The 12012-nt window shown below is 48.6% G+C and carries 14 protein-coding genes; 3 read left to right on the top strand and 11 right to left on the bottom strand.

Annotated features, from left to right (window positions below):
* The first annotated feature begins 74 nt into the window (after positions 1-74).
* Positions 75-467, top strand: a complete 393-nt coding sequence (locus OCU43_RS09640; protein ID WP_091358098.1) for a Rap1a/Tai family immunity protein — start codon at positions 75-77, stop codon at positions 465-467.
* A gap of 103 nt (positions 468-570) precedes the next feature.
* Entirely contained in the window at positions 571-1935 is a 1365-nt protein-coding gene (gene nhaA, locus OCU43_RS09635) for a Na+/H+ antiporter NhaA (protein WP_091358095.1), read from the top strand.
* A 92-nt stretch (positions 1936-2027) separates the two neighbouring features.
* On the opposite strand, the gene OCU43_RS09630 is transcribed toward nhaA, so the two are convergent.
* Positions 2028-2543 carry a MerR family transcriptional regulator gene (locus OCU43_RS09630; RefSeq protein WP_091358090.1) on the bottom strand — a complete coding sequence of 172 codons (516 nt, stop codon included), beginning with the start codon at positions 2541-2543 and terminating at the stop codon, positions 2028-2030.
* 176 nt (positions 2544-2719) lie between these two features.
* Here OCU43_RS09630 and OCU43_RS09625 point away from each other — a divergent pair, with 176 nt between their 5' ends.
* A complete protein-coding gene (locus tag OCU43_RS09625; RefSeq protein ID WP_175483519.1) occupies positions 2720-3313 on the top strand; it encodes a LysE family translocator in 594 nt (197 codons plus the stop codon).
* On the opposite strand, the gene OCU43_RS09620 is transcribed toward OCU43_RS09625, so the two are convergent.
* The 10 genes from OCU43_RS09620 to lpdA form a co-directional block, all read right to left on the bottom strand.
* A complete protein-coding gene (locus OCU43_RS09620) occupies positions 3302-4129 on the bottom strand; it encodes an AraC family transcriptional regulator (protein ID WP_091358087.1) in 828 nt (275 codons plus the stop codon). The genes OCU43_RS09625 and OCU43_RS09620 overlap by 12 nt on opposite strands.
* A 35-nt stretch (positions 4130-4164) precedes the next feature.
* Positions 4165-4662 carry an MOSC domain-containing protein gene (locus OCU43_RS09615; RefSeq protein WP_091358594.1) on the bottom strand — a complete coding sequence of 166 codons (498 nt, stop codon included), beginning with the start codon at positions 4660-4662 and terminating at the stop codon, positions 4165-4167.
* Between the two features lie 62 nt (positions 4663-4724).
* Positions 4725-5300: a hypothetical protein gene (locus OCU43_RS09610; RefSeq protein WP_091358085.1), complete on the bottom strand. Its 576-nt coding sequence runs from the start codon at positions 5298-5300 to the stop codon at positions 4725-4727.
* A gap of 11 nt (positions 5301-5311) precedes the next feature.
* Positions 5312-6538 (bottom strand): S1C family serine protease, encoded by a 1227-nt coding sequence (locus tag OCU43_RS09605; protein WP_091358082.1) that lies wholly within the window; start codon positions 6536-6538, stop codon positions 5312-5314.
* A gap of 92 nt (positions 6539-6630) precedes the next feature.
* The gene (locus tag OCU43_RS09600; RefSeq protein WP_091358080.1) at positions 6631-6912 is read right to left on the bottom strand and encodes an HlyU family transcriptional regulator; all 282 of its coding nucleotides are present in this window, start codon (positions 6910-6912) and stop codon (positions 6631-6633) included.
* A 125-nt stretch (positions 6913-7037) separates the two neighbouring features.
* Positions 7038-7643: a hypothetical protein gene (locus tag OCU43_RS09595; RefSeq protein WP_091358077.1), complete on the bottom strand. Its 606-nt coding sequence runs from the start codon at positions 7641-7643 to the stop codon at positions 7038-7040.
* Positions 7640-8203 carry a hypothetical protein gene (locus OCU43_RS09590; RefSeq protein ID WP_091358075.1) on the bottom strand — a complete coding sequence of 188 codons (564 nt, stop codon included), beginning with the start codon at positions 8201-8203 and terminating at the stop codon, positions 7640-7642. The genes OCU43_RS09595 and OCU43_RS09590 overlap by 4 nt, the downstream gene beginning before the upstream one ends.
* A 150-nt stretch (positions 8204-8353) precedes the next feature.
* On the bottom strand, positions 8354-9229 hold the full coding sequence (gene sucD / locus OCU43_RS09585; RefSeq protein WP_091358072.1) for a succinate--CoA ligase subunit alpha: 876 nt from the start codon (positions 9227-9229) through the stop codon (positions 8354-8356).
* A 2-nt stretch (positions 9230-9231) separates the two neighbouring features.
* Positions 9232-10398 (bottom strand): ADP-forming succinate--CoA ligase subunit beta, encoded by a 1167-nt coding sequence (gene sucC / locus OCU43_RS09580; RefSeq protein WP_091358069.1) that lies wholly within the window; start codon positions 10396-10398, stop codon positions 9232-9234.
* 159 nt (positions 10399-10557) lie between these two features.
* Positions 10558-11991, bottom strand: coding sequence for a dihydrolipoyl dehydrogenase (gene lpdA / locus OCU43_RS09575; protein WP_091358066.1), 1434 nt, complete (start codon positions 11989-11991; stop codon positions 10558-10560).
* Positions 11992-12012: the final 21 nt, after the last annotated feature.

The raw sequence follows: 12012 nt of genomic DNA, 5'->3' as shown, positions 1-12012 counted from the left end.
TGCCCCATCTTAGATCTGATCCGGTTACCCGGACGTATAGCGACAAAGATAACTGCATCGGAAGGAAAGAGATTATGAAAAAAACAATCGCTTTAGTATCAGCCCTTGCTTTACCCACGGCCCCCGCAGCCTTTGCTGAGCACCATGCCTATGATGCGATCAGCCCTGATTATATTGCTGGCTTCCTGGCAGGCGCAGACCTTACTGATGGTGCCATCATTGACAATATAAGCTCAGGAAATGAAAGCGAGTTTATATTACGGGCTTACAGAACCCGCCTCGGCAAAGAGCATCCTGCCGAGCAGTCAACCTATCTGGCAGGCTTCTGCCTTCCGGAAGGTGCCACGCAAGACTCTCTGATCAGCAGTATCCTCGATAAACTTAGCCATACTCCGCGCCCAGACAACACTCAGCGCGACGTATTTCTTTATAACATAATCAAATCACTCTACCCTTGCCAGGATTAACCTGCCACCGAAGAAAAGTTAAAACAACACATGCATAAGGCTATGATTTAGTTACAATGCAGCAGCGAGATTAACAGTACCTATCTGTAGCTTGGAGAGATTGATGAGACGGAGACGCAGGATTGCCGGCAATGAGTATGTTGCCCCCTGGGAACGAGCATTTGAAACCGTGCTAACCCCATTTGAGGAGTTTATTCACCGCCAGACAACCAGTGGTATTCTGCTAATGCTGTTTGCAGTTGTAGCACTTATCATTGCAAACAGTCAGCTGAATGAAGGCTATCACCACTTCCTTCAATCAAAGTTCGTCATCGGCATGGAGGGCTTTCAGCTATCGAAAACCGTTCACCACTGGATTAATGATGGTTTGATGGCACTATTTTTCCTGGTGGTGGGACTGGAGCTTAAACGGGAACTGCTGGTCGGCGAGCTGGCAAATGTAAAACAGGCCTCACTGCCCATTATTGCTGCCGCAGGCGGCATGTTGATGCCTGCGCTGATCTATGTATCAATCAACCCTGAAGGGCACACTCTGAACGGCTGGGGCATTCCGATGGCAACCGATATCGCCTTCGCCCTGGGCGCACTGGCACTGCTTGGTAAACGGGTGCCACAGAACTTGCTGATGTTCCTGGTCGCACTGGCCATTGTCGATGACCTTGGGGCGGTTATTGTTATCGCGGTGTTCTATACCGAGACAATCAATCTGACGGCACTACTAACCGCCGGATTGATGATATTTCTGTTAATCTGCCTCAACCTGGGTGGTGTCCGCCGGATTCTGCCCTACTCACTGATTGGCGTGGTACTCTGGGTAGCAATGCTGAAAAGCGGGGTTCATGCCACGCTTGCAGGGGTTCTGCTGGCTTTTACCATCCCCATGAAACCAAAATATGATCCCGCCCGCTTCCATTCACTGGTACGAGACAGTGCTGATCACATCAAAAGCCTGTTCAGCCAGAATGAGAACATCATCATTAACGATGCATTAAGATCCCGGGTACGGGCACTGGGAGAAGGAGTATATAAAGTTCAGGCGCCGGCTCAGGTACTTGAACATAACCTGCATCTGCCTTCCGCTTATCTGATTATCCCTATCTTTGCGCTGGCCAATGCCGGTGTACCGATTAACTGGTCAGAGATTTCAGATGTTATTGCCCACCCTGTCGCGATGGGCATAGGTGCCGGGCTGATTCTGGGCAAACTGATCGGTATCGCCGGTTTTACCTGGCTGGCAGTCAAACTGAAAGTCAGCGATCTGCCTTCCGGCCTTAACTTTAATCATATCATTGGGGTGGCCTTTATGGGGGGGATCGGTTTTACCATGTCGATCTTTATCGCCGAACTCGGCTTTGCCCAATATCCAGCTGACCTTCTGATGGCGAAAACAGGCATTCTGTTTGCTTCCCTGATATCAGGCCTGATCGGCTTTAGCTGGCTGTACTTTAAGTCACCAAAACCGGTTTGATAGCAGCGTTTATTCTCAGATTAAAGAGAGCCACACGGCTCTCTTTTTGGTCAAAAAACCACGTTTATCCTGCATCGGCTGCAGCTACACAGTTAACAACGTGACCACGCCCGGATTCGATCGATTTCATCGGCACCTATCTGCAACGACTCAAGGAACTCCTGATGCGCGTCAGGCTCCAGTGTTTCAAACTGGATGTGCCAGTTATGCATATCATCATCACTTAGCCCTGCGGCTCTCATGATCTCTGTCCAGCGCTCTTTCGTCACCATACTATTCTCCTCAGTGTCCGGCTGTTTCATAAATTTAAGAATCGCCATCTGCTGTTGATGAAGCCGCTCTATCTCTGCCTGCAGACGCTGCAACTGATCCTGCAGAATGCGCTTCTGCTCACCGTTTCCATCCAGCAACAGCGCGATTTCAGAAACAGGAACGCCCAGCGCCCGGTAGCTCACTATCTGCGATAACCGGGACAGCGCCTTGTCGCCATAAAGCCGATAACCATTGAGATCCCTCTTAAGAGGATGCAACAATCCTTCCCGCTCATAATAGAGAATCGTCGTCCGTGAAAGATTGAACTTTTTGGCCAGTAGAGAAATAGTCAGCACATCAACACCTCATTCACGATTCACAGCTAGCCTGAGGCCATCACCAGTAGACAGGTCAAGAAAGTTTCTTAGCAAACCTCAAAATCCCCCCTCAGCGTCGTAATAAAGATCAATTTTATTCAATATCCTACGCATCGACCACGGCATACTGATCATCTTTCGTTGAGGAGAACAGCATGACCCTGCCTATCATTTTATCCATGTCGACTTTTGCGCTGGCGGCCTCAATCTCTCCCGGGCCGGTAAATCTTGTCTGCCTGAGCAGTGGCAGCCGCTACACCATTTCGAAAGGTCTTATATTTGTCACCGGTGCGACTCTCGGCTTTATTGTTTTGTTTATAGCTATTGGGATGGGCCTTTATACGACACTTGAAATGATCCCGGCTTTAACTATTTTACTGCGCTGGGGCGGTATCATTTTCCTGCTGTACCTGAGCGTCAAGCTTGCCGCCTTTGACGGGCAACTGCCAGAACAGCAACCGGGGAAAGCCCCCGGATTTATAACCGGAGCGATGATGCAGTGGCTCAACCCCAAAGCCTGGCTGGCCTCAGCATCAGGAATCGGTGCATACACCAGCGGAAACGATATGCAACAGCTGCTTCTGTTTGCGACAATCTACCTGCCGATCTGTTGGCTATCGCTGGGAAGCTGGGTTTATGCAGGTGCATGTCTGCGCAGATATATAAGCCAGCCTGCAATACTCAAAACAATCAACCGGACTCTGGCTATCCTGCTGGTAGCTAGCTGCTTTTACCTTCTATCTGAGTAGAGATTGTCTGTACTGATTTGGGGTGGCAGCGACCATCCGTTTAAACGTACGCTGAAAATGGGGCTGGTCGGTAAAACCCGCAGTCAATGCGGCCTCAGCAATGGGCCTGCCTCGTTTTAACTCCCGCTGCCCCCGCTGGATCCGTCGATTTATCTGATATGCATGGGGCGTCAGACTGAAATACTGCTTAAATGACCGGATTAGATAACCGGCGCTATAGCCAGTGCGAAGACACATCTCTGCCAGGGGAATATCCTCTGTTGCATTTTCATCAAGATACCCCGCAAGATCACTGAGTGCCTGCGGCACCTTCTCAAGTGGCAATGGATATTGACCTGCCAGGCAGTTCAGTAAGCCGGAAAGGTATTCGATAACCGCGGTTTGCTTCTCTGGCAGAGCTATCTGAGAGTCCAGCAAACAATCCGCCATCTGACAATATCCCTGATAAAACCGCTGCTCAGAAACAACGGCGGTACCAATATCTTGCCACACAGGTTGCTCCAGCAACCCAAGCCGGGTACGCAGCGCCGTTAGCCACCCAGTATCGATGTAGAGCATCAGATATGCCCAGGGCTGATTGTCGATCGGATTACAGGCGTGGACCCAATCAGGATTTATCAGCACCAGATCACCCGCACCGACCTGGCACCGCTCATCCCGGTAACAAAACGTGCTGATACCTTCAGTAATTGCGCCAATTGACCACTGAGCATGGCTATGAGGTGCGTAACACACAGTCCTGCCATCACTCACCTGACGCAGTTCCACATAAGGCATACGTGAATCACGCCAAAAAACAGGCTTTGATCTATCCATTAATGCCCCTTCACCCTCTTCGTCCGTCACCACGATCAACCTGATACTTGCGGTATCAGCGGATCACCAACCCTGATCATACCTGACTCCAATACCCGCGCACACAGGCCACCATACCCCAGCATAGCCGCAGCCCCGCCCTGGCCCAGCGCCAGATCCATCCGACGACAGGGGTGGCACAACGCGGTTGCTTCAAACAGCGCACCACCAATGGTGAACTGTTGATGCCGTAAAGCATTGAGATTAATACCACTGACTACCAGATTGCGCCGTAACAGGGCCGGATCAATCGTGTTAATTCCAGTGTAGGTTTCGATCATCCTGATGAACTCAGCAGAGATCAGCGTAACCTGCCGGGCAGAGCCCGGTGTTTTACTGCAACGATGATCCCCTTGCAGCCCCAATCCTGCCAGCGCTTCAACGCTATCAACCACCTCAAGATCCGCTTTACGCGTTGGTCGCAGGCCAATCCACTCAAGCCTGCCAGGATTAAGATCTTTACTATAGCGGGCAAACAGTTGTTTCTGAGTCATCGGGTTCACCATAAAAAAGCGCCATGAGGCGCTTTAGCTGATCTGATTTCAACCATTACCACTCAGCGATCGAAATAGGTATAGTACTCACGAAAGAGCTCCTGAGCCTTCCGGTCTTTTGCCAGATCATTCAGAAACAGCGACAGACTGTTTTCCAGAAAAAGCTCCTCTGCTGGCTTCATTTCAGAAGTACGGGGACCGCTCCACATGTTCTCTACATCAGTGGAGGTCATCTCGTAGTCAAAAGTAGACAGCAGATCCCCCTGAACAAATACACCATACTGAACTTTAAAGCTTTTATTCGATACAACGGGTATTAACCCAAGAGTTCCCGCCGACAACATTAAACTAGAAAAACTGGTTGCATCAGCTTTCATGCGCAAGCCTTTCATAACGATAATACCAATAGGCGAGCCCATAGCATCCTTGTCTACGGATTTAAAAGCACCATAGGATTTTAGCTTCTCCGTAAAGGTGTCGCCCTCAATATTACTCTGGAACAATACAGGAGGATACGGATCCCCCTGATGAACATACTCAGTAAATGACTCAGAGGGATCTGCTGCTTGCACCAGGCCTGAATTAAAAAGCACCGTCAGCAACAAGATAATCTTTGTCCGGGTTAAATTAGTGAACATTTCAGCACTCCTTACTGATAACACAATATCTGTACAGTGAATTTAACCGCTGCGTCTGAAGCCGCTTCCAGACTCTTTTTCAGTGGTTTATAACGGTACTGAACGTGCGAATGATCGAGAAAGCGGCGCATATATTCGGCACTCACAGCAAAGTTGACATTCTGAGACGTTGTCCCCGTCTTAGCCAGCATCATTGACTGATTCAGACTGCTGGTGACCACCCCTACAGCATTCCCCCTGTAGTCGATTAATGGTCCACCACTATTACCCGGCTGCACTGGCGCTGAAAACTGCAGATTGGCCAGCGCTCCTTTCAAGCCTCCCAAAGAGCTGATATTTCCCATTGTGAGACTGGGGTAGTCCGCCATGATGCTTCCTAGTGGATAGCCAGTAACAAATACACTCTGTCCCAATGCTACATCATCGGAAGCATTAGCGGGAATGCTGGCAAAACGTGCCGGTTGCAGATCAGCCTGCAGTACCGCAAGGTCAAGAACCCTGCTAAGCGCAACCCTGTTCGCCGGATAGTTTTGCCCGTTGTATCGCACTTCGGTTTTCAGACACTCATTTACGACATGAGCTGCCGTAAGCAACTGACCACTGCTGTTTATAAAGAAACCTGTACCGTTGCCTGCGGGTTTCATCTCTCCCAACAGTTTATCAAAGTCAGCTGTTTGTCGTTCCTCATCACTAATAGGCTGCTGTAAATCACTATTCAGCCCTGCCATATGATTCAAAAACCGGTGAGTTGATTCTTTCAGGGCCTCGGCATAAATGCTGGTATAAGCCTCCTGCCATAAGTTTGCCCCGGTAACACTGGCCTCCGTTGTGGTTTTAAACACCTCATTACCCTGACGATCGAGGTATGAAGCTGTGACTGTTACCTTATATGTGCCCCACAGATTTGAATACCCTGCCTCGCTGCTAAGCTTGACCAGATAGCGAAAAGACTGATCTTCAGCCAGTGGTCCGGCAACCGAGAAAAAATCTGGATAAACGATATCTGCTGCTTTTTTGAAGAACGGCCCAGGATAAAACTTCCAGCGGGAATAGCCATCAGCCCCATTAACTTCTCGCTGCAGATCTTCACGGGAAATATAGTAGGCGAGTGGCGCAGCCACAGGAAGTGTCAGGCTACTATCAAGCTTTGTTGAAACCTGGACACTGGCAGCATCTTTTACCGGCGCAACTTCACAACCAGCCAGCAGCAATGCAAGAGCAATTATCAGATATCGCATTAAAAAATCCTTTTAAAACTGAGTGTAAACAACTGAAACATTATCATACAAACAGCTGTAAACGACCATAAAAGCCAACCAGGCAGAATAAATCAGCCGAAAATATTATCGCCCTGCTGATCAATCACCTGCTTCGCTTTACGCACCATCTCCTGAGCACAGCTGTCACTGGAGGAAAGCATATCCGCGCGGATAAACCGGTGGCTTTGCTCACCTTTGCTAATCAGCCCATTAACCCGATAGCCACCCTCTTCACAAATTGGCGCGGGTGTTATAGTAAAACCCTGATACTCTTCAGATGGCAGAGTTTCAGGCTCTTTAGAGCCGCTATCCGCAGAGCTAAACATCGACTTGATAGATGAAAACAGACTCATAAAAACTCCTTAACTATAGATACCTCCAGAATACCCGCAGACCCTGAGTTAACTCAATCCGCAGACATAAAAAAACCGCCAGTCGGCGGTTTTAGTAAAACCTCCTCAAGAGGAAATAAGTAACACTACTTCAACTCTTCATGGGAGAGAATAGACTCAGTCAACTTATCATTCAAACTACCTGCCGCTCTTTTTGCAGCCAAACCAACCTCATTGATAAATTCATCAAATTCGGCCTTACCTTCACTTGTTACATCCAGTGTTGAAACAAGCCCACCGTCGACATCATACACAGAACATGTCATATCAATCGTAAATTCTGTAGGCGGCCATGTGAACGCAGACTCTGAACTTGAATTAGTTGAAATACTTGGAACATATACCAATTCGATACCATTGCCCTTTATCGTCGCATTATCGTCTGTAGAATTAAGTGCATAAACCCCCTCGTAAACAGAGCCTAATGCGGAGCGTAAAGTTCCCTCAAGATCGCGATATGGATAGTAACTTATTTTATCACCTCCCCCCCCGGGAGTGGTCACCTCAGCTTTTCTCTGCTCATCAGTAATGACATAAGCAACTGTTTTAGACACTTTCTCCCCAGCATATCCCTGATGATCAGCTAGCTGACTGATACTGATGGGATGAGCACAGCCCACTACCGCACTGCATAATGCGATAACGGATATTGCTTTTAAATTCCTTTTCAGGTCTGAAACAAAATTTTTCATTTTGAGAGTTCCTTTATAAATTCAGGGTCTGAGTATATCTGTTTGAGCAGTTCCCTAACCAGATAGGGATATTCAGATTGAGCTTTAGGAATAGCAACCGCCCCGGCAAAAGACGATTCAAACTGTGTTAGACCAGTATACTGTTTGGAAAAAGTGAGCACTGATGATTTATGGATTTCAAGATCAACAACCATCTTGCCATAACCTTTAGAAAAGCTGGAAATATCGATATCATTTTCGATAAGAGTCGCTTTAATCTGCACATTAGAACTGGGCTGATAGATTCCCATCTCGGTCAGATCCTGAATCATAGACTGCTCAAAATATGCAGAAAAAGTCCCCTGCTCGGTAGATAAAGACGCGGCTCGCAGACTAATTTTATTAACTTTAGCCTCAGGATCTTTAGGCTCAACAGGCGCAACAGACACACTGACCAACGGCTTATTCTTAAGACTATCTAACACCTGATAGTCTGGTGAGTAAACTGGAGCCTTAAAAGAAGCACAACCAGCAGTTACCAACGTCAATAGCAGAATCAAACAATATCGTAATCGAATCATTATTCAAACATCCCTATTAAAAAATAAGCCCTAATAATGCATAAAAATAGATTTAAAAACAATCATTTACAGACAAAAAAACCGCCATTCGGCGGTTTTTTTTTCTAGCCACTAGCAAGGCGCGAAGCGCCGTCTAGCAACTTGGGCGTGTTATTCCCAACCAGTCACTTCACGCAGACCGTCGGCGATCTGAGCCAGAGAGCGAACAGTCTTAACGCCAGCAGCTTCCAGCGCAGCAAACTTCTCGTCTGCAGTACCTTTACCACCGGAGATGATCGCACCCGCATGACCCATACGCTTACCAGCAGGAGCAGTCACACCAGCGATGTAAGAGACAACAGGCTTAGTTACGTTTGCTTTGATGTAAGCAGCCGCTTCCTCTTCAGCCGAACCACCGATCTCACCGATCATAACAATCGCTTCGGTCTGTGGATCGTTCTGGAACATTTCCAGAATATCGATGAAGTTAGATCCTGGGATCGGGTCACCACCGATACCGACACAGGTAGACTGACCGAAACCAGCATCAGTTGTCTGCTTAACTGCTTCATAGGTCAGTGTACCGGAACGGGACACGATACCGACTTTACCTGGCAGGTGGATGTGACCTGGCATGATACCGATCTTACACTCTCCCGGAGTGATAACACCCGGGCAGTTTGGTCCGATCAGGCGCACGCCCAGGTTGTCACATACAACTTTACACTCAAGCATATCCATAACCGGAATATGCTCAGTGATACAAACGATCAGCTTGATACCGCCGTTCGCAGCTTCCAGGATAGAATCCTTACAGAATGCAGCAGGAACGTAGATAACAGAAGCGTCTGCGCCAGTCGCTTCAACAGCTTCAGCAACAGTATTGAATACCGGCAGACCCAGGTGTTCAGTACCGCCTTTACCCGGCGTTACACCACCAACCATCTTGGTGCCGTATGCGATAGCCTGTTCAGAGTGGAAGGTACCCTGACCACCAGTGAAACCCTGACAGATTACTTTGGTGTCTTTATTAATCAGAACGGACATTATTATTTACCCTCCGCTGCTTTAACTGCCTGCTCAGCAGCATCAGTCAGACTGGTTGCTGCAATGATGTCCAGACCAGACTCAGACAGCAGTTTGGAGCCCAGTTCAGCATTGTTACCTTCCAGACGTACAACAACAGGTACGTTTACGCCTACCTCTTTAACTGCACCGATAATACCTTCTGCAATCAGATCGCAACGTACGATACCACCGAAGATGTTAACCAGTACGGCTTTAACCTTGTCGTCTTCAAGAATGATCTTGAACGCTTCGGTTACACGCTCTTTAGTCGCGCCGCCGCCAACGTCCAGGAAGTTAGCCGGGAAGCCACCGTGCAGAGAGACGATATCCATCGTACCCATTGCCAGGCCTGCACCATTAACCATGCAGCCGATGCTGCCATCCAGCGCTACGTAGTTCAGATCCCATTCTGCCGCGCGCGCTTCACGCTCGTCTTCCTGTGATGGATCTTCCATCGCCTGCAGATCTTTGTGACGGTATACAGAGTTACCATCGATCGCTACCTTAGCATCCAGACAGTGCAGGTTGCCTTCAGTTGTGATAACCAGAGGGTTGATTTCCAGCAGGGCCAGATCTTTTTCTTTAAACATCTTGGCCAGACCCAGGAAGATCTGAGTGAACTGCTTAATCTGAACGCCTTCCAGACCCAGTTTAAACGCCAGCTCGCGTGCCTGGTAAGGCTGCGCACCGGTCACCGGATCAATCGTGGCTTTCAGAATTTTTTCTGGAGTTTCTTCCGCAACTTTCTCGATCTCAACACCACCTTCAGTGGATGCCATGAACACGATACGACGTGAAGAGCGGTCAACAACCGCACCCAGATACAGCTCATTAGCGATATCAGTGCAGTCTTCAACTAAGATTTTGGAAACTGGCTGACCATTTGCGTCAGTCTGATAAGTGACCAGGTTTTTACCCAGCCAGTTCGCTGCGAAAGCCTGTGCTTCTGCAGGAGAGTCAACCAGCTTCACGCCGCCGGCTTTACCACGTCCACCTGCGTGAACCTGAGTCTTAACAACCCACTTATCACCACCAATTTTCAGAGCCGCTTCAGCAGCAGCTTCAGGGGTATCTACCGCGATTCCTTTAGAAACCGGCAGACCATATTCGGCAAACAACTGTTTGCCCTGGTACTCATGAAGATTCATGCTCTAATCCGTCGTTTTTTTCACACTTATTAGGACTCTGCAAAACGATATAGAGAAAGTATCTTTTTACAGCCCAATTGTTGCAGGTAATAAACAATCTACCCTCAACAATAATCGACCGGGGTTACCCGGTCGAAATTTCAAACTATTGTACAGCGATTAACGCTTTTTACGATTAGCCATATGGATAGCATGGCCATCGACAGCCAGTGCTGCTTCATGCACGGCTTCTGATACGGTTGGGTGCGCAAACACAGTCAACTGCAGATCTTCGGCAGTAGAGCCAAACTCCATGGCGATCGCTGCCTGTGCAATCAGCTCGGAAGCGATACCACCGACCATATGAACACCCAGGATGCGGTCAGTTGCCTCATCGGCGATCATCTTCACGAAACCATCGGTGTCATCAGCAGCCATAGCACGGCCAGATGCAGCAAATGGGAATTTACCCACTTTAATTGCAACGCCTTCAGCTTTAAGCTCTTTCTCAGTCTTACCGACCCACGCCAGTTCAGGATGCGTGTAGATAATGCTCGGAATCACATCATAGTTCATCTGCGCATGGTGACCGGCAATGATATCTGCAACCATAATCCCCTCTTCGGAGGCTTTGTGCGCCAGCATAGGACCACGAACAGAGTCACCGATAGCGTAAACGCCCGGCGCTTCTGTACGACACTGACCATCGACGAAGATAAAGCCTCGCTCATCAAGCTTAACGCCAGAATCATCGGACAACAGGCCCTGAGTTTGTGGACGACGACCAACTGCCACGATCAGTTTGTCGACAACCAGCTCTTTAGCACCCTCAGCATCGGTATACTTCAGGGTAATCTCTTTGCCATTGATCTCAGTCCCGGTGCAACGAGCACCCAGTTTGATATCCAGCTTCTGCTTCTTAAAGATCTTAGCCGCTTCTTTAGCAACATCAGCGTCAGCCATGGCAAGGAACTCATCCATCGCTTCAAGAACGGTTACTTCAGTACCCAGACGCGCCCAGACAGAGCCCATCTCAAGACCGATAACACCCGCGCCAATAACACCCAGACGTTTAGGAGTTTCATCAATATTCAGTGCACCCGCGTTATCGAGAATCAATCCCTCAGTCAGCGGCGCTGGCGGAATTTCAACCGGTACAGATCCGGATGCCAGAATCACATTTTCCGCAGCATATACACTTGCAGTGCCATCAGCAGCAGTCACCTGAACCTGCTTGTTGGCCAGTAGTTTACCCATACCCTGTAACAGAGTAACGCCGTTAGCTTTAAACAAACCGGCGATACCACCGGTCAGGTTGCCAACGATCTTATCTTTACGGGCAACCATCTTCTTAACATCCATGGTGACATCACCGGTCTGGATGCCGTGAACATCGGCGTGCTGAGTCTTATGGAACTGATGAGTCGACTCAAGCAGTGCTTTAGAGGGGATACAACCGACATTCAGACAAGTACCACCCAGTACAGGCGCACCTTTATCATCTACCCACTTTTCAACGCACGCAGTTTTCAGACCCAACTGGGCAGCACGGATGGCGGCAACATATCCGCCAGGCCCTGCACCAATTACAATTACGTCAAATTTATCAGACATTTATTACCTACCTATCTATTC

It is taken from the genome of Amphritea atlantica (assembly GCF_024347255.1).
Lineage (GTDB): Bacteria > Pseudomonadota > Gammaproteobacteria > Pseudomonadales > Balneatricaceae > Amphritea > Amphritea atlantica.
This window is presented reverse-complemented; position numbering and strand designations above follow the sequence as displayed.